Origin of the sequence: Pantoea sp. GM01, assembly GCF_000282675.1 — a bacterium.
GTDB lineage: Bacteria > Pseudomonadota > Gammaproteobacteria > Enterobacterales > Enterobacteriaceae > Pantoea > Pantoea nemavictus.
Window position 1 is genome coordinate 18,328 of record NZ_AKIU01000033.1, and the last position, 20,724, is coordinate 39,051.

General features: G+C 49.8%; 22 protein-coding genes and 1 other annotated feature. Of the genes, 15 read left to right on the forward strand and 7 right to left on the reverse strand.

What is annotated here, in order from left to right:
* Positions 1–10 precede the first annotated feature (10 nt).
* On the forward strand, positions 11–1,288 hold the full coding sequence (locus tag PMI17_RS09790) for an FAD-binding oxidoreductase (RefSeq protein WP_007888869.1): 1,278 nt from the start codon (positions 11–13) through the stop codon (positions 1,286–1,288).
* A gap of 101 nt (positions 1,289–1,389) precedes the next feature.
* On the opposite strand, the gene PMI17_RS09795 is transcribed toward PMI17_RS09790, so the two are convergent.
* Positions 1,390–2,217, reverse strand: coding sequence for an SDR family oxidoreductase (locus tag PMI17_RS09795; protein WP_007888871.1), 828 nt, complete (start codon positions 2,215–2,217; stop codon positions 1,390–1,392).
* A 176-nt stretch (positions 2,218–2,393) separates the two neighbouring features.
* Here PMI17_RS09795 and hisL point away from each other — a divergent pair, with 176 nt between their 5' ends.
* The 12 genes from hisL to PMI17_RS09850 all read left to right on the forward strand — a co-directional run bounded on the left by hisL (position 2,394) and on the right by PMI17_RS09850 (position 11,302).
* Positions 2,394–2,441, forward strand: a complete 48-nt coding sequence (gene hisL / locus PMI17_RS25375; protein ID WP_100396937.1) for a his operon leader peptide — start codon at positions 2,394–2,396, stop codon at positions 2,439–2,441.
* Positions 2,417–2,538: a sequence feature (His leader region), on the forward strand. Its footprint overlaps the gene before it by 25 nt.
* Before the next feature lie 53 nt (positions 2,539–2,591).
* Positions 2,592–3,491, forward strand: a complete 900-nt coding sequence (gene hisG / locus PMI17_RS09800) for an ATP phosphoribosyltransferase (RefSeq protein ID WP_007888873.1) — start codon at positions 2,592–2,594, stop codon at positions 3,489–3,491.
* Between the two features lie 4 nt (positions 3,492–3,495).
* Positions 3,496–4,803 (forward strand): histidinol dehydrogenase, encoded by a 1,308-nt coding sequence (gene hisD, locus PMI17_RS09805; protein ID WP_007888875.1) that lies wholly within the window; start codon positions 3,496–3,498, stop codon positions 4,801–4,803.
* Complete coding sequence (gene hisC / locus PMI17_RS09810) at positions 4,800–5,876, forward strand: histidinol-phosphate transaminase (protein ID WP_007888876.1); 1,077 nt, start codon at positions 4,800–4,802, stop codon at positions 5,874–5,876. Before hisD ends, hisC begins: the two co-directional genes overlap by 4 nt.
* Positions 5,873–6,940 carry a bifunctional histidinol-phosphatase/imidazoleglycerol-phosphate dehydratase HisB gene (hisB, locus tag PMI17_RS09815; protein ID WP_007888877.1) on the forward strand — a complete coding sequence of 356 codons (1,068 nt, stop codon included), beginning with the start codon at positions 5,873–5,875 and terminating at the stop codon, positions 6,938–6,940. Before hisC ends, hisB begins: the two co-directional genes overlap by 4 nt.
* Positions 6,940–7,530, forward strand: a complete 591-nt coding sequence (hisH, locus tag PMI17_RS09820) for an imidazole glycerol phosphate synthase subunit HisH (protein WP_007888878.1) — start codon at positions 6,940–6,942, stop codon at positions 7,528–7,530. Before hisB ends, hisH begins: the two co-directional genes overlap by 1 nt.
* Positions 7,530–8,267: a 1-(5-phosphoribosyl)-5-[(5-phosphoribosylamino)methylideneamino]imidazole-4-carboxamide isomerase gene (hisA, locus tag PMI17_RS09825; protein ID WP_007888879.1), complete on the forward strand. Its 738-nt coding sequence runs from the start codon at positions 7,530–7,532 to the stop codon at positions 8,265–8,267. The genes hisH and hisA overlap by 1 nt, the downstream gene beginning before the upstream one ends.
* A complete protein-coding gene (hisF, locus tag PMI17_RS09830; RefSeq protein WP_007888882.1) occupies positions 8,249–9,025 on the forward strand; it encodes an imidazole glycerol phosphate synthase subunit HisF in 777 nt (258 codons plus the stop codon). Before hisA ends, hisF begins: the two co-directional genes overlap by 19 nt.
* Positions 9,019–9,630 (forward strand): bifunctional phosphoribosyl-AMP cyclohydrolase/phosphoribosyl-ATP diphosphatase HisIE, encoded by a 612-nt coding sequence (hisIE, locus tag PMI17_RS09835; RefSeq protein WP_007888883.1) that lies wholly within the window; start codon positions 9,019–9,021, stop codon positions 9,628–9,630. Before hisF ends, hisIE begins: the two co-directional genes overlap by 7 nt.
* Before the next feature lie 118 nt (positions 9,631–9,748).
* On the forward strand, positions 9,749–10,495 hold the full coding sequence (locus PMI17_RS09840; RefSeq protein WP_007888885.1) for a hypothetical protein: 747 nt from the start codon (positions 9,749–9,751) through the stop codon (positions 10,493–10,495).
* Positions 10,492–10,827: a helix-turn-helix domain-containing protein gene (locus PMI17_RS09845; protein WP_007888887.1), complete on the forward strand. Its 336-nt coding sequence runs from the start codon at positions 10,492–10,494 to the stop codon at positions 10,825–10,827. The genes PMI17_RS09840 and PMI17_RS09845 overlap by 4 nt, the downstream gene beginning before the upstream one ends.
* Entirely contained in the window at positions 10,814–11,302 is a 489-nt protein-coding gene (locus tag PMI17_RS09850; protein WP_007888889.1) for a YbaK/prolyl-tRNA synthetase associated domain-containing protein, read from the forward strand. Before PMI17_RS09845 ends, PMI17_RS09850 begins: the two co-directional genes overlap by 14 nt.
* Before the next feature lie 15 nt (positions 11,303–11,317).
* On the opposite strand, the gene PMI17_RS09855 is transcribed toward PMI17_RS09850, so the two are convergent.
* Together PMI17_RS09855 and PMI17_RS09860 are read right to left on the reverse strand one after the other, a co-directional pair.
* Positions 11,318–12,580: an O-antigen ligase gene (locus PMI17_RS09855; RefSeq protein ID WP_007888890.1), complete on the reverse strand. Its 1,263-nt coding sequence runs from the start codon at positions 12,578–12,580 to the stop codon at positions 11,318–11,320.
* Positions 12,567–13,661: a glycosyltransferase gene (locus PMI17_RS09860; RefSeq protein ID WP_007888896.1), complete on the reverse strand. Its 1,095-nt coding sequence runs from the start codon at positions 13,659–13,661 to the stop codon at positions 12,567–12,569. Before PMI17_RS09860 ends, PMI17_RS09855 begins: the two co-directional genes overlap by 14 nt.
* A 268-nt stretch (positions 13,662–13,929) precedes the next feature.
* Here PMI17_RS09860 and PMI17_RS09865 point away from each other — a divergent pair, with 268 nt between their 5' ends.
* Together PMI17_RS09865 and PMI17_RS09870 are read left to right on the forward strand one after the other, a co-directional pair.
* Positions 13,930–14,727 carry an ABC transporter substrate-binding protein gene (locus tag PMI17_RS09865; protein WP_007888897.1) on the forward strand — a complete coding sequence of 266 codons (798 nt, stop codon included), beginning with the start codon at positions 13,930–13,932 and terminating at the stop codon, positions 14,725–14,727.
* Between the two features lie 110 nt (positions 14,728–14,837).
* Complete coding sequence (locus tag PMI17_RS09870; protein ID WP_036620808.1) at positions 14,838–15,953, forward strand: succinylglutamate desuccinylase/aspartoacylase family protein; 1,116 nt, start codon at positions 14,838–14,840, stop codon at positions 15,951–15,953.
* Positions 15,954–16,006: 53 nt separating this feature from the next.
* Here PMI17_RS09870 and wzzB read toward each other — a convergent pair whose 3' ends face one another.
* The 4 genes from wzzB to PMI17_RS09885 form a co-directional block, all read right to left on the reverse strand.
* Positions 16,007–16,972, reverse strand: coding sequence for an LPS O-antigen chain length determinant protein WzzB (gene wzzB, locus PMI17_RS09875; RefSeq protein WP_007888901.1), 966 nt, complete (start codon positions 16,970–16,972; stop codon positions 16,007–16,009).
* A gap of 103 nt (positions 16,973–17,075) precedes the next feature.
* Positions 17,076–18,485 carry an NADP-dependent phosphogluconate dehydrogenase gene (gndA, locus tag PMI17_RS09880; RefSeq protein WP_007888902.1) on the reverse strand — a complete coding sequence of 470 codons (1,410 nt, stop codon included), beginning with the start codon at positions 18,483–18,485 and terminating at the stop codon, positions 17,076–17,078.
* Positions 18,486–18,598: 113 nt separating this feature from the next.
* Positions 18,599–19,456: a hypothetical protein gene (locus PMI17_RS24805; protein WP_007888903.1), complete on the reverse strand. Its 858-nt coding sequence runs from the start codon at positions 19,454–19,456 to the stop codon at positions 18,599–18,601.
* Positions 19,440–20,720, reverse strand: a complete 1,281-nt coding sequence (locus PMI17_RS09885) for a DUF6337 family protein (protein WP_007888904.1) — start codon at positions 20,718–20,720, stop codon at positions 19,440–19,442. Before PMI17_RS09885 ends, PMI17_RS24805 begins: the two co-directional genes overlap by 17 nt.
* Positions 20,721–20,724 lie beyond the last annotated feature (4 nt).

Sequence of the window (20,724 nt, forward strand, 5' to 3'; positions counted from 1 at the left end):
GGAGGATTGAATGCAACATGTGGGAAGTTATTACGCTGCTACCGCCAACGCCCATGCGCCCTGGCCGGAGCTGCAGGAGTCGGTACAGTGCGATGTCTGCATTATTGGCGGCGGCTTTACCGGGCTTTCATCCGCGCTATTTCTGACCGAAGCCGGTTACGACGTGGTGCTGCTTGAAGCGGCAAAAATCGGATTTGGTGCCAGCGGCCGCAACGGCGGCCAGGTGGTCAACTCGTATAGCCGCGACGTGGATGTGATTGAGCAGCGCTACGGCAAACAAACTGCACAGATGCTCGGCAGCATGATGTTTGAAGGCGCAGACATTATCCGCGACCGTATCGACCGATACGCCATCGCCTGCGACTATCGCCCCGGCGGCATTTTCGCCGCGCTCAATCAACGGCAAATGGGCCATCTACGCAGCCAGCAAGCCAGCTGGGCGCGCTACGGCAATCACGATTTGGAACTGCTGGATGAACGCGGTATTCGTCGCGAAGTGGCGACCGATCGTTATGTCGGTGGCTTACTTGATAAACGTGGTGGACATCTGCATCCGCTTAATCTGGCGCTTGGTGAAGCGGAAGCGATTCGTCGGCATGGCGGGCGCATTTATGAGCAGTCGGCAGCGCTCGAAGTGAAATACGGCGCACCGCATCGGGTGAAAACTGTCAAAGGTGAAGTAAGCGCTACCTTCGTGATTTTTGCCGGCAACGCCTATTTACCGTCACAACTTGAACCGCGCCTGACGCGCAAAAGCATGCCGTGCGGCTCGCAGATCGTCACCACCGAGCCTTTAACGCGTGACCAGGCGCTGGGTTTGTTGCCAAACAATCATTGCGTGGAGGATTGTAATTATCTGCTTGATTACTTCCGCCTCACCGCGGATAACCGGCTGCTGTATGGCGGCGGCGTGGTGTACGGCGCGCGCGAGCCGGATGATATCGAAGCGCTGATTCGTCCCAAGCTGCTGCGCACCTTTCCGCAGCTGCGTGATATCAAAATCAGCCACCGCTGGAGTGGCAATTTCCTGCTCACCTTGTCGCGCATGCCGCAGTTCGGGCAAATCGAGAAGAACGCGTTCTTTATGCAGGGCGACAGCGGCCACGGCGTCACCTGTACCCATCTTTCGGGGAAATTGATTGCTGAGGTTATGCGCGGGCATGCGGAACGGTTTGATGCGTTCGCGAAATTGCCGCATCTGCCGTTCCCAGGTGGGAGACGGTTTAAAGTGCCGCTCACGGCGATGGGGGCGGTTTGGTATGCGCTGAGGGATCGGTTGGGGGTTTAATCAACTGCGCGCTGATGCCCTCACCCCGGCCCTCTCCCACGGGAGAGGGAGCAAAAGATTCCCTCGCCCGCCTGCGTGAGAGGGTTAGGGTGAGGGGGAAATCACTCCAACGGCATTTTCATCGGATCATCATAGTTGTACTCAAACCCCAACTCATTAGCGATCTTCGAGCCATCAATCACCTTCCCGTTAGAACGCTCTGATTCAGCGACAAACGTTGGTGGCTCAAGCCCTAACTGCTTTGACACGCTCGGATAAAAACTGTCGCGCGACGGATGTTTCGAGGCACAAAGATTGTAAACGTGCCCGCCCTTTGGCGTTTGCAGCAGCAGCACAATCGCGTCTACCACGTCGTCGAGATGTACCAAATTGACCGCATGGCCGCCGTTTTCCAGGCCGGTTTTGCCCGCCAGAAAACGGCCGGGGTGACGATTCGGCCCGACTAATCCCGCGAGGCGTACAATATCCACGCTGGTGCCCGGCAGATCGTGCAGCCAGTTCTCCAGCTCCACCAGCGTTTTACCGGCGACGGTTTCCGGCTGCAGCGGGCTGCTCTCTTTCATCACACCTGCGCCGCTGCCGTAAACCGACGTCGAGCTGGTGAAAATGATGCGCGGTACTTTATTCGCTAACGCGGTATCCACCACGTTCTGTACCGCCTGCATGTAATCTTCACCGCCTTTGACCGTGCGGCTGGCGGGCAAGGTCACCACCAGCGCATCCACCGCCATCAGCATCGCTAAATCTTCGGCTTCGCACTCCAGCTCGGGCGTCAGCACCAACTGGAAGGCGGCAATGCCGCAGCGTCGTGCAGCGTCCACGCCATCCGGCGACGTTTTACTGCCGGTTACCTGCCAGCCGCGTGCCGTTAGCGCCATCGCCAGCGGCATACCCAGCCATCCCAGACCTACAATCGCGACCTTTTTCATATCGACTCCTGCTATGGGCTCACACTTCATCTTAGTGCCGGTAGATGTAGCAAACCAGCGCAAACTGTTTCGGGAGATTCCGGAAATTGACAGTTAAAAAAGGGTTGCCAATTGTCATCATCTTCGTTAGGTTAATCAGCACGCAAATGAATACTCATTCAGCAACGGAATTTACTATGACACGCGTTCAGTTCAACCACCATCATCACCATCACCCTGACTAGTCTTTCAGGCGATGTGTGCTGGGAGACGATTAGGATCTTCCAGTGGTGCGAACGCAAAGAGAGCCCCCGGAAGATCATCTTCCGGGGGTTTTTTTATGGGCGAACGCAACCCAACAAGCTCAGACAGGATTGAATAAGAGGATAGGAACCATGTTAGATAACACCCGTATTCGCATAGCTATGCAGAAATCTGGCCGTTTAAGCGATGAATCACGCGAACTGCTGGCCCGCTGCGGTATCAAAATCAACCTTCAGCAGCAGCGTCTGATTGCGTTTGCGGAGAACATGCCCATCGACATCCTGCGCGTGCGTGATGACGATATTCCTGGCCTGGTGATGGATGGCGTGGTGGATCTCGGTATCGTCGGTGAAAACGTACTGGAAGAAGAACTGTTGAACCGCCGTGCCCAAGGTGAAGACCCGCGCTACTTCACGCTGCGTCGTCTGGATTTCGGCGGTTGTCGCCTATCGCTGGCGATGCCGGTGGATGCCGAGTACACCGGTCCGCAGTGCCTGAATAATGCCCGCGTTGCTACCTCTTATCCGCACCTGCTGAAAAAATACCTCGATAAACAAGGCGTCACCTTCAAATCCTGCCTGCTGAACGGTTCTGTCGAAGTCGCGCCACGCGCTGGCCTGGCCGATGCGATTTGTGACCTGGTGTCTACCGGCGCGACGCTGGAAGCCAACGGTCTGCGCGAAGTGGAAGTGATCTACCGCTCGAAAGCGGTGCTGATTCAGCGCGATGGCGAACTGCCCGCCGCCAAGCAAGAGCTGATTGATAAAATGATGACGCGTATTCAGGGCGTGATCAAAGCGCGCGAGTCTAAGTACATCATGCTGCACGCGCCAAGCGAGCGTCTGGAAGAAGTGATTGCCCTGCTGCCGGGCGCTGAGCGTCCAACCGTGCTGCCGCTGGCTGGTGACGTGAGCCGCGTGGCGATGCACATGGTGAGCACCGAAACCCTATTCTGGGAAACCATGGAAAAACTGAAAGCGCTGGGCGCCAGCTCGATCCTCGTACTGCCAATCGAAAAAATGTTGGAGTAACACGATGAGCAACCTGATGACACCGATTGATTGGCAGCAGTGCAACGCAGAGCAGCAGCAAGCGCTGCTAATGCGTCCGGCAATTTCAGCTTCAGAAAGCATCAGCCAAATCGTGCGCGACGTGCTGGTGAAAGTAAAAGAAGAAGGCGATACGGCGCTGCGTGAATTCAGTGCGCGCTTCGACAATGTACAGGTGGATAATCTGCGCGTCAGCGCTGCAGAGATGCAGGCGGCCAGCGATCGTCTTAGCGACACGCTCAAGCAGGCGATGGCGGTGGCGGTTGGAAATATCGAAACCTTCCATAACGCCCAGATCCTTGCCGAAGTGGATGTAGAAACCCAGCCCGGCGTGCGCTGCCAGCAGATTACCCGACCGGTGAAATCGGTGGGTTTATACATTCCTGGCGGTTCCGCTCCGCTGTTCTCGACCGTATTGATGCTGGCGACGCCTGCGCGCATCGCCGGTTGCGGTCGCGTGGTGTTGTGCTCGCCACCGCCGATTGCCGATGAGATTCTTTACGCCGCGCAGCTGTGCGGTGTGAAAGAGGTGTTTCAGGTTGGCGGTTCACAAGCCATCGCCGCCCTCGCCTTCGGCACCGAAACCGTGCCGAAAGTGGACAAGATTTTTGGCCCGGGCAATGCCTACGTGACTGAAGCGAAACGTCAGGTCAGCCAGCGTTTAGATGGCGCGGCAATTGATATGCCTGCCGGTCCATCGGAAGTGCTGGTGATTGCCGATGAAGGCGCCACGCCGGCGTTCGTGGCATCCGATTTGCTGTCGCAGGCGGAACACGGTCCGGATTCACAGGTGATTCTGTTAACGCCGTCGCTGCAGCTGGCTGAAGACGTGGCGCAAGCGGTTGAGGAACAACTGGCGCAGCTGCCGCGTGCCGCTACCGCGCGCCAGGCGTTAGAGAGCAGCCGTTTGATTGTGCTGCGCGACCTGGAACAGTGCATCGAGATCTCCAACCTGTACGGCCCGGAGCACCTGATTATTCAGACGCGCCAGCCGCGCGATTTGGTCGATAGCATCACCAGCGCCGGTTCGGTATTTCTTGGCGACTGGTCACCGGAATCGGCGGGCGATTACGCTTCTGGCACCAACCACGTGCTGCCGACTTACGGTTACACCGCGACCTGTTCCAGCCTCGGCCTGGCTGATTTCCAGAAACGCATGACGGTGCAAGAGCTGACGCCGCAAGGCTTCCTCAATCTTGCCGCGACGATTGAAACGCTAGCCGCCGCCGAGCAGCTGGAAGCCCACAAAAATGCCGTTACCCTGCGTGTTACCGCGCTGAAGGAGCAAGCATGAGCCTGAATATTGAAGAATTAGCGCGCGCTAACGTGCGTGCACTGACGCCGTATCAATCGGCGCGTCGTCTGGGTGGCAATGGTGATGTGTGGCTGAACGCCAACGAATTCCCGCTGCCGGTGCCGTTTGAGCTGTCGCAGCAGACGCTGAACCGCTATCCGGAATGCCAGCCGAAGATGGTGATTGAGCGCTACGCCGCCTACGCCGGTTTAACGCCGGAGCAGGTTCTGGTCAGCCGCGGCGCGGATGAAGGCATCGAACTGCTAATGCGCGCCTTCTGCGAGCCGGGCAAAGATGCGATTCTGTTCTGCCCGCCAACCTACGGCATGTACAGCGTCAGCGCCGAAACCATCGGCATTGAATATCGCACCGTGGCCGCGCTCGACGATTGGCAGCTGAATCTGCCAGCGATTGCCGAGCAGCTCGACGGCGTAAAAGTTGTCTATATGTGCAGCCCGAACAATCCCACCGGCAACCTGATCAATCAGGATGACATCCGCGAGCTGCTGGCGATGACCGCCGGTAAAGCGCTGGTGGTGGCTGATGAAGCCTACATCGAGTTCTGCCCGGAAGCGACGCTCGCGGGCTGGCTGCAGGATTATCCGCATCTGGTGATTCTGCGCACGCTGTCCAAAGCCTTTGCGCTGGCCGGATTGCGCTGCGGTTTCACCCTGGCGAATAAGCCGGTGATCGATCTGCTGATGAAGGTGATTGCGCCCTATCCACTCGCCACGCCAGTCGCCGATGTGGCCGGGCAAGCGCTGAGCGATCAAGGCATTACGCTGATGCGCCAGCATGTCGCCGAGCTGAACGCCAATCGCAGCTGGCTGTTTGAACAGTTGCCACAGATTAAGGTGGTGCAGCAGGTTTTCCCAAGCGAAACCAACTACATTCTGGCGCGCTTCACTGATTCACCAAAAGTGTTTAAAACGCTGTGGGATCAAGGCATTATTCTGCGCGACCAAAATAAAAACCCCGGCCTTGCGGGATGCCTGCGCATCTCCATCGGCACCCGTAAAGAGTGCGAGCGCCTGATCGCCGCGCTGCAAGCCTTATCAGTGGAGCAAGCATGAGTCAGAAGATCCTTTTTATCGACCGCGACGGCACCATCATCTCTGAGCCACCTACCGATTATCAGGTGGATCGCATGGAGAAGCTGGCGTTTGAGAAGAACGCCATTCCAGCGCTGCTGGCGTTGCAGGAAGCGGGTTATCAGCTGGTGATGATCACCAATCAGGATGGCCTCGGCACCGATAGCTTCCCGCAGGCTGATTTTGATGGTCCGCACAACCTGATGATGCAGATCCTCAGCTCGCAAGGCGTGAACTTCAGCGACATCCTGATCTGCCCGCACCTGCCGGAAGAGAACTGCGATTGCCGCAAGCCGAAAACCAAAATGGTGGAAGCCTGGCTGGCCGCTGGCGCGCTGGATACCGCCAACAGCTATGTGATTGGCGATCGTCTCACCGACATTCAGCTGGCGCAGAACATGGGCATTCAGGGCCTGCGCTATGGCGCGGAAGGCGAAGATTGGGATGCCATTCAGGCGCGCCTGACCAAACGTGACCGCTACGCGCTGGTGCAGCGCAACACCAAAGAGACGCAGATTAAAGTCGAAGTGTGGCTGGACCGCGAAGGCGGCAGCAAAATCAATACCGGCGTCGGCTTCTTTGACCACATGCTCGATCAGATTGCGGTGCATGGCGGCTTCCGCATGAACATCGATGTGAAAGGCGATCTCTACATCGACGATCACCACACCGTGGAAGATACCGGTTTAGCACTTGGCGAAGCCTTGCTGAAAGCGCTGGGCGACAAACGTGGCATCGGCCGTTTTGGCTTCGTGCTGCCAATGGATGAGTGCCTGGCGCGCTGCGCGCTGGATATCTCCGGCCGCCCGCACATCGAATTCAAAGCCGAGTTCAGCTATCAGCGCGTCGGCGATCTCAGCACCGAGATGGTTGAGCACTTCTTCAGCTCGCTCTCCTACGCCATGATGAGCACGCTGCACCTGAAAACCAAAGGCCGCAACGATCACCATCGTGTGGAGAGCCTGTTCAAAGCCTTTGGCCGCACGCTGCGCCAGGCGATTCGCGTGGAAGGCAACACCTTGCCGAGCTCGAAAGGAGTGCTGTGATGAACGTGGTGATCCTCGATACCGGCTGCGCCAACCTGTCGTCGGTGAAGTGGGCAATTGAGCGCCTCGGCTACACGCCGCAGGTCAGCCGCGATCCCGACGTGGTATTGCATGCCGACAAGCTGTTGCTGCCGGGCGTGGGTACCGCGCAGGCGGCAATGAATCAGCTGCAGGAGCGCGATCTGATTGATCTAATCAAAGCCTGTACCCAGCCGGTGCTCGGCATCTGCCTCGGTATGCAACTGCTTGGTCGCGGCAGCGATGAGAACGGTGGCATCGCTACACTGGGCCTGGTTGATGAGCCGGTCACGCTGATGGACACGCAGGATTTACCGCTGCCGCACATGGGCTGGAACCAGATCACCGCCAAAGCGGGCCACCATCTGTTCCGCGATATTCCCGATGGCAGCTACTTCTACTTCGTGCACAGCTACGCCATGCCGGTGAATGCCGCCACCATCGCCCAATGCGATTACGGCCATCCGTTCACCGCCGCCCTGCAAAAAGATAACTTCTTCGGCGTGCAGTTCCACCCCGAGCGTTCAGGCAAAGCCGGCGCGCAGCTGCTGAAAAATTTCCTGGAGATGTAATGATTATCCCCGCATTAGATTTAATCGACGGCAAAGTGGTGCGCCTGCATCAGGGCGATTACGGCCAGCAGCGCGATTACGGCAGCGATCCGCTGCCGCGCTTACAGGATTACGAACGCCAGGGCGCCGAAGTGCTGCATCTGGTGGATTTGACCGGCGCGAAAGATCCGGCCAAACGTCAGATTCCTCTGCTCACCAGCTTACTGCGCGGCGTGAACGTGCCGGTGCAGGTTGGCGGCGGCATCCGCAATCGCGATGACGTAGCGGCGCTGCTGGCAGCTGGCGCTACGCGCGTGGTGGTGGGTTCCACCGCGGTGAAGCAACCGGAAGAGGTGAAGAGCTGGTTTAACGAGTTTGGCGCGGACGCCATCGTGCTGGCATTAGATGTGCGCATTGATGGCAACAACCGCAAAGAAGTGGCGATCAGCGGCTGGCAGGAAGCGGCCGGCGTAACGCTGGAAGAGGTGATTGGCTGGTATCAGCCGGTGGGCCTCAAGCATGTGTTGTGTACCGATATTTCGCGCGACGGCACGCTGAGCGGCTCTAACGTTGAACTGTATAAAGAAGTGTCTGCGGCCTTCCCGGACATCGCCTTTCAGTCTTCTGGCGGCATCGGTTCGCTGGATGACATCGCGGCGTTACGCGGCAGCGGCGCGCAGGGCGTGATCGTCGGTCGCGCTTTACTGGAAGATAAATTCACGGTGGCGGAGGCGATTGCATGCTGGCAAAACGGATAATTCCTTGTCTTGATGTACGTGACGGGCAAGTGGTGAAAGGCGTTCAGTTTCGTAACCACGAAATCATCGGCGACATCGTGCCGCTGGCGCAGCGTTATGCGCAGGAAGGCGCGGACGAGCTGGTGTTCTACGATATCACCGCCTCTTCAGATGGCCGCGTAGTGGACAAAAGCTGGGTCTCGCGCGTGGCGGAAGTGATCGATATTCCTTTCTGCGTGGCGGGCGGCATCAAAAGTGAGGAGGACGCGGCACGCATTCTGCAGTTCGGTGCCGACAAGATCTCTATCAACTCACCGGCATTGGCCGATCCAACACTGATTACGCGCCTGGCCGATCGCTTTGGCGTGCAGTGCATCGTGGTGGGCATTGATACCTGGTTTGATGAAGCGAGCGGCAAATATCACGTCAATCAGTACACCGGCGACGAAGCGCGCACCAAAGTCACCACATGGGAAACTCTTGATTGGGTGCAGGAAGTGCAGAAGCTTGGCGCGGGTGAAATCGTTCTCAACATGATGAACCAGGATGGCGTGCGGAATGGCTATGATCTGGTGCAGCTGAAGAAAGTGCGCGATGTCTGCAAAGTGCCGCTGATCGCGTCCGGTGGCGCGGGCACCATGCCGCACTTCCTTGAAGCCTTTGAACAAGCGAACGTCGATGGCGCGCTGGCCGCTTCAGTGTTTCACAAACAAATTATTAATATCGGTGAGTTGAAAAACTTCCTGATCGACAACGGTGTGGAGATTCGCGCGTGTTAACTGCAGAACAACTGAGCAAGCTGGATTGGGTCAAAACTGCGGGCATGATGCCTGTTATCGTCCAGCACAACGTTTCCGGCGAAGTGCTGATGCACGGTTATATGAACGAGGAAGCGCTGCAAAAAACCCTCAGCGAGGGCAACGTGACTTTCTTCTCACGCACCAAAAACCGCTTGTGGACCAAAGGCGAAACCTCGGGCCACTTCCTGCAAGTGGCGAGCATCACGCCGGATTGCGATAACGACACGCTGCTGGTGCTGGCCAATCCGATTGGCCCAACCTGCCATCTCGGCACCTCAAGCTGCTTCTCGCCGGCTGCGCCCGACTGGACTTTCCTCTACCAGCTGGAGCAACTGCTGGCGTCGCGCAAAACCGCCGATCCCGAGAGCTCGTATACTGCGAAACTTTACGCTAGCGGCACCAAGCGCATCGCCCAGAAAGTGGGTGAAGAAGGCGTGGAAACCGCGCTGGCGGCTACGGTTAACGATCGTCACGAGCTGACCAATGAAGCGTCGGACCTGCTTTATCACCTGCTGGTGCTGCTGCAGGATCAGGATCTGGATTTGAGTACCATCATCAATAATCTGCGCATGCGTCATAAATAACTGATTGTGCAATATGCTGCTCAAAATTGGCTGATGAAGCCAAAATTGAGCAGCATGCTTCTCAAAAAAAGCAAAATAAACTTGAATTGAGCAATATACTGCTCAACTTGGGTTTCCCATGCTCACTCTGAAGATCTACCTGGATGGATGCTGGCATGATGCCGCGGTGCTTGATTTTAAAGCGCCGCTCAAAGGCCGCGACGGCGAAGCCCTGCTTGCATACGACTTCAACTATGCCGTTGAACATTTAGACCGCAACGATATGGCCAGCTGCAGCATCAACTATCCGGTCATGCTGATTGGCAGCCATTTTGCTAAACCCTGGTTTGGTTTTCTTGATGACATCATTCCCGCCGGTGCCAGCAGACGTTACTGGATTACGCAGCTGGGTCTGCAAGGTAAACCTGCGAACGAGCAAGATTACACGCTGTTGAAGGCTGGAACCATCGCGCCTGTGGGCAACCTGAGAATAAAAGAGTCATTGCCGCAACTGCCGCCAGACAGCCGACTGAAAAGCCGGCGTTTTCCCGCCGAATGGGCGATTGAACGGGATACCGACTTTCTTGAGTACGCGCAGCAAATGGGCGCGGCAAGCGGTGGTGCAACGGGCGCAGGCGGTGAAGCACCAAAATTACTGTTGCGTCGTAATAGCAACAGCGAAGTGTGGATCGATACCTGGCAAGATGATCAGCTGAATCAAGACACACCTTATCTGGTCAAATATCCTCGCGGCGCACGCACGCCAATTGATTGCGACATCCTGCGAGCGGAATACCATTTTTACCATGAGCTATCCGCTCTACTGGAGATGCCGGGTATCGGCTTTAACTATTTGGATAAACGCATCGCGGGATGGCAGTTATGATAAAAAACATGTCGCCATTTGAACGCGAAGCCTTGTTATTGGAGCTGCTTCAGCAGTTTATTGAAGACAAATTCACCCAAGGTGTGTTGCTAATGCAACTGCGCAAAAAGGTGCTGGGTTTATCACAGGAGCGCTATGCAACGCTGGCAGGGATTAGCCGCCGTACGCTATCCGATATTGAGCGGGACAAAGAGAGCGTTACCTTAACCATGCTGAATCGCGCTTTTAAGCCATTAGGTTTAAAACTCGGTTTACTGCCACGCCAAACACATATGATGCAGGCACTGCTTACTCAACTCACTCAACACGGAGAAAGCCATGACCACGCATGAAAAACTGCTCGCGCTGCTCGAGCAACATCAGGCGCGCTATCGCGTGATGGAGCATGAAGCGACTGGCAAGTGTGAAGCGGTGGCAGCGATTCGTGGCACCGAAGTGGGGCAAGGCGCGAAGGCGCTGGTGTGTCATGTGAAAGGTAATGGCGTTAAACAGCATGTGCTGGCGGTGCTACCGGCCGATCAGCAGGCCGATCTCAGTAAAGTAGCAGCTGCAGTTGGCGGTCGGCGCGCTTCTCTGGCTTCGCCTGCGGAAGTCGATGCACTCACCGGTTGCGTGTTTGGTGCAATTCCGCCATTTAGTTTTCATGCGGATTTGCAGCTGGTGGTCGATCCGCTGCTGTTCGAGCGCTATGACGAAATCGCCTTTAATGCGGGCGTGCTGGAGAAATCGGTGGTGCTGAATATTGCGGATTACCAATTGATCTGCGCGGGAAGTTCACGCGTGGCGCGCATTATTGCGGAGCAATAACACGCGCCTTTAAGATTATGCTTTATGCTGCTTGGGTTGAATAGTGCACAACGCCACGGCGATAGTAAACAGCATTGATGTTGGTGAATAGATCAACACAGAATCGGTCATTCCCATAATGAACAATGCGGCTACCGGCATGGAAATACCCATTAATGCATCGCGCTTGAACCAGATTATAAGTACCGCAGCATATAAGAAGATGAGCGACGCCAACCCTGCGATACCTTGCAAAGTGGCAACTTCGAGGAATTCGTTATGCATATTATATTTAACATTAGTATAGCCAATTTTATTGCCTGGATGAACGCGTGAAATATATTGCCTTGCCGTAACCGTACGGACATCTGGTGAAGAAAAACCAGGATGTTGCGGTATAAAGTGAATTCCACTATCCCAAATAGCAACGCGTGCTCCAACCGATGTTGAGCTATTATTATTGTAATTTTCAATATTATTATAAGCCTGCATCCAACGCTGCCCTGTCAACCCGGCTAATAATGCAAAGAGAATAAGTGCATATAGCCGGTTTCGCTTGGGTCGCAGGATTTCTAATAGGCCGTAAAACCGACTAATTTGACACAGCGTGATGAACATAAAAGCCAACAGTGACACGCGTGTTCCGCTCAACACCACTATAGCTAATACGATAAGTGCAAATGAGGCATCCGCAAAAATCCATTTACGATTTGCGTCTTTGACTGATAACCAAAGATAAGTGCAATAAAGAAACATCACCATATAAGATGAACTTGATGCGGCATCGGCAGTGAGTTTAATGCGGACTCCAGTCCGTAAATGTTCATGTATGCCGAATATCAGCGCGCCTGCTGCACCAAGCCACAGCAGCATTTTGCTTAAATAAAGAGTACGCTCAGAAATATCATTATTGTACATAGCAATCACAGCAACAACAAAGGCAGCTAACATCAGTCGTTTACCACCCAGCCTGTAATTATTCAGGATATTATTGGTTGGCGTAGTAAAATTAGCATAATTGTCATTGATATAAACCGCCCAACCAAAACGCAGCGCCCCCATAATGAACAGCGCTGAGAATAACAGAAGTATATATCTATTCATCCGCATGCGGTTAGATGGTGAGGCAAGCGTATAAATAAATAGAAATCCTGAAAGATAAGCAGCAATGTAGAATACTTTCTGCGCGAAACCGTAGGTAAACAAATTAGTGGCAAGCGTGCAGCAAAGTAAGATCACAATCGTATTTACCGTTGCTGCCTTTCCTATCATAGGTAAGTTGGGTTTAACTATGTTCAATCGGAGCGTCCTGATCGATGATATTTGTTAGTTTTTCCATGTAATTTTGCTCGTTGAATGCTATAACACTGTCTTTGATGCTCTGCGCATCTGGCAGTACTTCACCCTCAACAATGGATTGTAAAATTGCGGTCAATCGGACCACATCATTGACGGGATAGAGATATCCATTTACGCCCGATGAAATGATTTCGGACGGACCGCTGACGCAATCAGAAGAAATACAAAAAATTCCGCGCGCCATCGCTTCCAGCAAGATCAGCGGAAATCCTTCATGGTTCGAGGTCAATACTAAGGCTGTCACCTGTTTGATATAAGACGCAATATAATCCCATGCATTTTGCTGCCAGCCATGCCAGTGTATGTTGTCTGCGATACCTAACTGTTGCGCATAGGCTTCACATCTCGCGCGATCGTCCCCATCACCCACAATATCCAATAGCCAGTCACCGCGAACGTGCCGTAATGCATCAAACAGATCTTTCAGCTGTTTCTGTTCTTCAAAGTGCACCCGCCCCACAAACAAGAAACGTGCAGTCTGCGGCTGCGGAATCACGATATTAACCATTTGTACCGGGTTAAATATCACATGTACGTGCTCAGTATGGGCACCAAGCTCAATCAGCTGTGACTTAATCGCCTCACTGATTGCAAGATGCTGATCTGCCAACATCAAATAGTGTGGGCGATAGCGTTGCTTCGGTGGAAGGTGCATCCAGGAATAGAGTGTCGCCTTATGGCCGCTGTAGTTAAGCGCTTTGCGGGCTAGCATGCAGGGGACAGTATTGAGCGCAATGATGTGATCGGGCCGATGCTGACGGATGAATTTTGCCAACCGCTGGACGTGGACAAAATTGTATATTTTAGAATTGCCAGTCAAGCGACGGCTTTTTCCCCATACCAGCTCATTCGCCCAGTTATCGGACGTAATCTTATTAGATGATTCGAAGAGAAACAGTCCAGCGTTGAAGTGACTGTCGCGGTTAAGTTGATCAATAACCTGTCTGGTCACGTTTTCCATGCCACCGTGACCGCTCAGCGTTTCAGCTACAAAGAGAATTTTACTTGGTGTTAGCGTCATGCTTTGGATCTCATTGCAGTATATCGCTGGTCTTTATAAGCAGAATTAAGGCAGAACTTATTGGAACGGTGGCTTTTCTACCATGATTGCCCTGCTTAAGCAACTCACCGCAATTAAACCAACCTAGATGTAGAATATAGCACAGATTAGCAAGGTAATGCTTACAGTACACAATTGCAACAATCTGAAAGTATTGCCTAATTTGATTTGACTGATACCGCGGGTTACTCTGCCAATCTCAACATTACAACAATAGAAGACAGATACTATGGCAAACTCTCGTTTTAGTGCCCGCCTGCGTCAGACGCTGGCGCTGGCTGTGCTGGCCGGTTGCGCATTTGGCGCGCAGGCAAACATTGATCAGGTGCGTTTCGCGGTTGATCCCACCTACCCTCCTTTCGAATCCAAAACGCCGCAGGGCAAACTGGTCGGTTTTGATATCGATCTCGGCAATGCGCTGTGCGCGCAGATGCAAGCCAAGTGCGTGTGGGTGGAGAGCCAGTTCGACGGCATGATTCCGGCCTTGAAGGCGCGTAAGTTCGATGCCATTTTGTCTGATATGGGCATCACTGAAGAACGTCTTAAGCAAATCGATTTCACCGTGCCGCTCTATGACACCCATACCCAACTGATTGCGCGAAAGGGTTCTGGCCTACTGCCAACCGCTGAATCGCTAAAAGGCAAAACCGTGGGCGTGGAGCAAGGCACTGTTCAGGAACGTTACGCGCTCGCCAAATGGCAGCCGCATGGCGTGCAGGTTGTGCCTTATGGCGACCAGGCACAGGTTGAAAGCGATCTGATTTCTGGCCGACTTGATGCAGTGTTTACCGACGCTGCGCAGGCTGCAATCGGCTTCCTGAAACATCCGCAAGGTAAAGACTTTGAACTGGCGGGCCCGATTGTACAGGATCCGATCATCGGTCCGGGTACTGCGATTGGGTTGCGTAAAGGCGATGCCGAACTGAAAACCGCGCTGGACAATGCTTTTGCCGAGATCAAAAAGAACGGCACCTTCGATAAAATCCAGAAACATTACTTCGCCAATGATATCTCCATTCAGCAGTAACCTTTTGGGCGGCTTTTGTGCCGCCCTTTTCCAGTCGGCACTATAATTCCAATCATCTGATGAAATAGGCGCGATTGAAACGTGCCGTGAGCAAGGACATCGAAAGCGTTATGCAACAACAACATCATCCTCTACTCAGCGCCTCACTAGGCACGCAACGCGAAATTGTTAGCTTTCACTTCGGCACGGATTCGCAGCAACGCGTCTACATCCAGGCAGCATTGCATGGCGACGAGCTGCCGGGCATGGCGGTGGCGTGGTATTTGAAGCAGAAGCTGCTGGCGCTTGAGTCTGCCGGACAGCTGAAATCCAAGATCACGCTAGTACCGGTCGCCAATCCTTTGGCGATGGGCCAACACTGGCATGGCAGCCATTTGGGCCGTTTTCATACCTTGTCGGGACAAGACTTTAACCGCCGCTTTCCAGCGTTAGGTGAAGCATTGGTTGAGGAGTTAGCTGATTCACTTACCCAAAGCGAATATGAAAATAAACGGTTGATCAGGGATGCTATTGATCGTCATTACCGTGAACGCATCGCACGTACCGAATTGGATGCTCAGCGTTTTACGCTGATGCGCATGGCGAGCCAGGCAGACCTGATGGTTGATTTGCACTGCGACTGGGATGCGTTGCCGCACCTCTATACCACGCCGCATGCATGGCCGGATATTGAACCGCTGGCGCGTTGGCTGGGTAGCGAAGTACAGTTGCTGGCGCAGATTTCGGGCGGTGAGCCATTTGATGAAGCATGTTGTGAGCCGTGGTTGACTCTGGCTGAACGATTTGGCGATAAGTTTCCTATGCCGCGGGGATTACTGCCGGTGACGTTGGAACTACGTGGTGTTGCGGATGTATCGCCTGAGATGGCGGAGAAGGATGCAGATGCGATCATCAGTGCGCTGATTGAGAGCGGCTATATTGCAGGTGAAGTGGGTGAATCCCCTGCCCTGATCAATCCGGCGACTGCATTGGCAGGTTGTGAGTATATCCATGCGGCACAATCGGGATTGGTGTTGTATCGCCGTAAGTTGGGTGAATGGATTAAGGCCGGTGAAGTGGTGGCGGAGATTGTGGACCCGATTACTGACCAGGTGATGCCGCTGGTAGCAGAGTATGGTGGCGTGCTATATGCGAGGAATTTAACCAAGTTTGTGACGGCTGGAATGTTGGTGGTCAGGCTGGCTGGTGAGAATGCGGGGAGGCATGGGGAGTTGTTGGTGGGCTAACGATATAAAAAATTCGCTGCCTCAGATATGTCTAAGGCAGCTATCACAACCAATTACATACTGTTTTTAGTAGTAAAATTATTTCGTGAAATAACGATCACTGATCCGAAAATAACCCCTAAGATAGCAGACAAAATAAGCACCAATGATCTTTGAGGACTAATTCTCTTAATAGGCAAGTCAGGATTGCTTATATAACGAAATGATTTAACATTGCTCATATCAATCTTTATATGAGTTACAGCTAATAATGCCCGTTTAGCACTGTAATAATTATCATCTAAGACTAATGGTTTCGTAGCTTCATTTTGAACCATAGATCTCAAAGCATCGCTACCTAACAAATAAAGGGTATCATCAGAAAGTGATTCTACTTGGTTCAAGTTTAACTTAGCATTGCTCGTTGCATCAGCGATTTTTAATGCTTGATTAATCACATCTAACCGATGATTTTTTTTGTCGATTGCTATTTGTTCATTCAGCGAAACAATATTAGATAACTCTTTTGTTCTTACGCCAACATTATATGTAATGTCATTTTCGATTTCTTTTACGGAATTATTGTTAATTTTAGTGATATAACCGTCCAGCTTCTCCTGAGCATCTTTTGCTGAAGATCCAATTAAACTAACGCTTAAATAATTGTTATCACCTTTATTCAAAGGTTCAACGCGAAGGTCAATTGGAGTATCTAAACTAGCAAGCGAAGATGCAAGAGAATTTAACGATGCGGAAAATCTATTGAAAACTTGATGCTGTAAATCATTAATAGTAGGCCTATCGGCACCATTATCCGAATAGATAACATTAAGAAGAGCCGTATAATTTGCGATCTGTCCAGATGAAGGATATGTAATAGTAGCTTTGGAAATCCATCTTTCTTTTGCAAAGACTAAGTATGTAGACCCGAGGATTACAAATAATATTGTTATAAATAAAATAAACGCTTTTGCACGCCATAACTGAATCGCTACAAATACAGGATTAAACTGACTCTGGGGAAGATTAGATTTAATCAAAGGACTATACTCCATACACCTTAAAATTTTAAAATATTAATCATGAAATATTAAATGGTTATTATATTAATAAGGGCCTCTACATTTAGAGGCCCTTCATAAATTAATCTAACCACTCAGTGTGGAATACACCATCTTTATCAATGCGCTTGTATGTATGGGCACCGAAGTAATCACGCTGAGCCTGAATCAGGTTGGCTGGCAGTACTTCTGATCGATAGCTGTCGTAATAAGCAATCGCAGCTGAGAAGGTAGGCGTTGGAATACCATTCTGAATTGCATAAGACACGACATCACGCAGCGCTTGCTGGTATTCATCAGCGATGTTTTTGAAATAAGGATCCAGCAACAGGTTTGCGATATCAGCATCGGTCGCATAAGCATCAGTAATTTTCTGCAGAAACTGAGCACGGATAATGCAACCTGCACGGAAGATTTTGGCGATTTCGCCATAATGCAGATTCCACTGGTTCTCTTCTGATGCAGCACGTAACTGAGAGAAGCCCTGAGCGTAAGAAACGATTTTGCCTAAGTACAGAGCACGGCGTACTTTCTCTACGAACTCTGCTTTATCACCAGTGAAAGCTTTAGCCTGTGGGCCACTCAGTACTTTAGAAGCAGCAACACGCTGAGACTTCAATGAAGAGAGGTAGCGTGCAAACACCGATTCGGTGATCAGAGACAGCGGCTCACCTAAATCCAGTGAACTTTGGCTAGTCCACTTACCCGTACCTTTGTTTGCGGCTTCATCGAGGATGACATCAACCAAATATTTTCCATCTTCATCTTTCTTGGTGAAGATATCTTTGGTGATATCGATCAGATAGCTACTCAACTCACCGTTGTTCCAGTCAGTAAAGGTTTCTGCCAACTCTTCGTTATTAAGACCTAATGCACCTTTCAACAGAGCATAGGCTTCAGCAATCAGCTGCATATCACCATATTCGATGCCGTTGTGCACCATCTTAACATAGTGGCCAGCACCATTTGGACCAATATAGGCAACACAAGCTTCACCGTCTTCTGCACGGGCAGCAATTTTATCCAGGATTGGAGCAACCAGCTCATAAGCCTCTTTCTGGCCACCTGGCATGATTGATGGACCTTTAAGAGCGCCTTCTTCACCACCGGATACGCCGGTGCCAATGAAATTGAACCCTTGATCTGACAATTCTTTATTACGGCGAATAGTGTCTTTATAGAAGGTATTACCGCCATCGATTAAAATGTCACCTTTATCGAGATGGGGGGTCAGAGAAGCAATAGTCTTATCTGTAGCTTCACCCGCCTGCACCATCAACAAGATGCGACGTGGTTTTTCAAGCGATTCAACGAACTCTTCAACAGTATAAAAAGGCGCGAGTTTTTTGCCTGAGTTCTCAGCAATCACTTCATCGGTTTTCTCACGAGAGCGGTTAAAAATTGAGACTGTATAACCGCGGCTTTCGATATTAAGAGCTAAGTTGCGGCCCATAACAGCCATACCTACAACGCCAATTTGTTGCTTAGACATTTTTTACTCCTGTCAGTGAGATTACCAATTAATAGTATTTGATACTTAATGTGAGGATAACTCATTTGAATCAAATAAAGAAGAAAGTATGAAATAAATGTAATGTTACAAATTCACATGAAGTCAGATTTTTTCAAATTGAAATATGTTAGAGCGTTATTAAATTGCTGAGTATTATAATCAGTTTTAACGTTTATCATTTCCAACCCTTTAGAAAACCCAGTTATAACAGGTGTAAAGTGTATGCTTGAAGTAAAGACTAAACGGGATACGCATCCATTAGAAGTTGTCAATAGTTTATACCAGATATCATCTGCATAAGGACAAAGACTCGAAATAGAGTGAAAATCCTCTAGTCTTTTATCTAAATATTTTATAGGGTAGCAAACACCAGAAACACCAGTAGGGATCAATAAATTGTTATGTGATCTTTTTTCATTAACAACTTGCCAACTATTATAAGAAGCCACCTCATCGGTATTGGTAAAATTAATTAATCGAGCTCTATAACAATAAATAGAATCAGGATCTTGATTAATGCAGTCATTAAAACCCTGCAACCAATTACCCGGATAAAGAATATCGTCATCTGCAGTAACAACATATGGACAGTTTTCAGCAACATTAAGAATGTAAGATAGTTTTTTAAAAGATTTATAATCGTCCTCTAAATATATTACTTCAACACCTCTACTTATCTGTTTATTAATAATGTATTTAGAAAAGCCAGAAGGTTTGTCTTTTTTGTACAGCCAAAGGATAACCCTCATCGGCCGTACTCTATTTTGATGCAATATGCTTTCCAATGTTAAAAAAACATAATTTACCCGTTTACCATAACTTGTAAGGGAGACTATAAAACGCTCATTACCATCAACAATTTTTCTTCGCGAAAATAAAGACAAAGCAAAAAATTTAACGGTTAGTAATATTGAGGAAATTACCATTTTAATTTTATCTCTTGTTCGCATTATTTTCCTCCAAAGTATATGATACGTAACGTTTATAAATCTCACGACCATCAAATAAACAGTAAAAAATACAACAAAAAACACAAACTTCAAATGGCATTAATAAGTAATAATAATAATCGAACCAGCTGAAAAATAAAAAAGAAGTCAAAAATGTATAATTTATAGCTGCCAATGTTGAGAAACGAGCACACCACTGCAAAAAATATATGAAAAACATAACAAAAAAATAAACAATGAATGATACGTAACCAGCAGAAATTAGCAAGGTTCCCCACAATGTAGGAACATTACCTACAGAATTGCTAGTTGTATTTAAAGTTACAAATGGTCTGACAATATCGAGAGTCATCAAATCATTATTGACCAAAATATTAATAACATTAAGAGGCCCAGAGAAGAGCCCCAAAATATCCTTAGGATACAATGAAGAAAATACGCCCTGCTCAATGTAGGCAGAGAATGTTAATACACCAGAGTAGAGGTAACCAAAAAAATGAATTAATATATCATAAGTTAAAATCGAATAATCGATCGTTTGGTTTTGAGCGTTCAATACAACTTTCATGAAATAAACTAGGAAAAACAATAAGAACAACATTAATGCACAAACGATTGAAATAAAGAATGATTTCAAAAAATCTATTTTTAGAAAACCTGAATAGATTGAATACCAAATCATCCATACTAATGGAATCATCACCCAATACTTTACTTGCTTCATAAATAATAGCAAAAAAATAAAAATAATAAGCGATAATATATATTTATTTTTTTTACTAAAAAAAGCTTTTAATAAAAACGGTAATAACGATACTAGTATAGCAAATGAATGACCAGCTAATCCGTAAGTCAATAAACCTTCAAAATCTTCACTAACTAAAGTCCCCAACTTATACCAAGAATTAATGATGTAATAAAGACAAAGTAAAGCTATTAAAAGTGAAAATGTAATAACGCTTATTCTTGTGCTACTATCATAAAATTTATTTGTTGAATGATGATTGAGATCGTATGTAACAAAAAACAAAGTAGCACAATAACACGCTAAGCTTGCTATAAGGCCGACTGTAATGAATATTGATAAGTATAGGAAAACATTTTCATCAATTGATACGAATCCTAATCTTTCTCCTATAAAATAGTGAGTTACTACAATAATAAATACGCCTATATACGAAATCATTAAAGGAGTTAACTTATGCCAAATTCGATAATCAATATAACAACATAAGAATGATGTGAAAATAAAAAGCACAAGCATAGTT

Bases quoted from the DNA above. Each gene is read 5' to 3' on its own strand.
- PMI17_RS09790 (WP_007888869.1), top strand. From the start codon at position 11: ATGCAACATGTGGGAAGTTATTACGCTGCTACCGCCAACGCCCATGCG.
- PMI17_RS09795 (WP_007888871.1), bottom strand. From the start codon at position 2,217: ATGAAAAAGGTCGCGATTGTAGGTCTGGGATGGCTGGGTATGCCGCTG.
- hisG (WP_007888873.1), top strand. From the start codon at position 2,592: ATGTTAGATAACACCCGTATTCGCATAGCTATGCAGAAATCTGGCCGT.
- hisD (WP_007888875.1), top strand. From the start codon at position 3,496: ATGAGCAACCTGATGACACCGATTGATTGGCAGCAGTGCAACGCAGAG.
- hisC (WP_007888876.1), top strand. From the start codon at position 4,800: ATGAGCCTGAATATTGAAGAATTAGCGCGCGCTAACGTGCGTGCACTG.
- hisB (WP_007888877.1), top strand. From the start codon at position 5,873: ATGAGTCAGAAGATCCTTTTTATCGACCGCGACGGCACCATCATCTCT.
- hisH (WP_007888878.1), top strand. From the start codon at position 6,940: ATGAACGTGGTGATCCTCGATACCGGCTGCGCCAACCTGTCGTCGGTG.
- hisA (WP_007888879.1), top strand. From the start codon at position 7,530: ATGATTATCCCCGCATTAGATTTAATCGACGGCAAAGTGGTGCGCCTG.
- hisF (WP_007888882.1), top strand. From the start codon at position 8,249: ATGCTGGCAAAACGGATAATTCCTTGTCTTGATGTACGTGACGGGCAA.
- PMI17_RS09840 (WP_007888885.1), top strand. From the start codon at position 9,749: ATGCTCACTCTGAAGATCTACCTGGATGGATGCTGGCATGATGCCGCG.
- PMI17_RS09845 (WP_007888887.1), top strand. From the start codon at position 10,492: ATGATAAAAAACATGTCGCCATTTGAACGCGAAGCCTTGTTATTGGAG.
- PMI17_RS09850 (WP_007888889.1), top strand. From the start codon at position 10,814: ATGACCACGCATGAAAAACTGCTCGCGCTGCTCGAGCAACATCAGGCG.
- PMI17_RS09860 (WP_007888896.1), bottom strand. From the start codon at position 13,661: ATGACGCTAACACCAAGTAAAATTCTCTTTGTAGCTGAAACGCTGAGC.
- PMI17_RS09865 (WP_007888897.1), top strand. From the start codon at position 13,930: ATGGCAAACTCTCGTTTTAGTGCCCGCCTGCGTCAGACGCTGGCGCTG.
- PMI17_RS09870 (WP_036620808.1), top strand. From the start codon at position 14,838: ATGCAACAACAACATCATCCTCTACTCAGCGCCTCACTAGGCACGCAA.
- gndA (WP_007888902.1), bottom strand. From the start codon at position 18,485: ATGTCTAAGCAACAAATTGGCGTTGTAGGTATGGCTGTTATGGGCCGC.
- PMI17_RS24805 (WP_007888903.1), bottom strand. From the start codon at position 19,456: ATGCGAACAAGAGATAAAATTAAAATGGTAATTTCCTCAATATTACTA.
- PMI17_RS09885 (WP_007888904.1), bottom strand. From the start codon at position 20,720: ATGCTTGTGCTTTTTATTTTCACATCATTCTTATGTTGTTATATTGAT.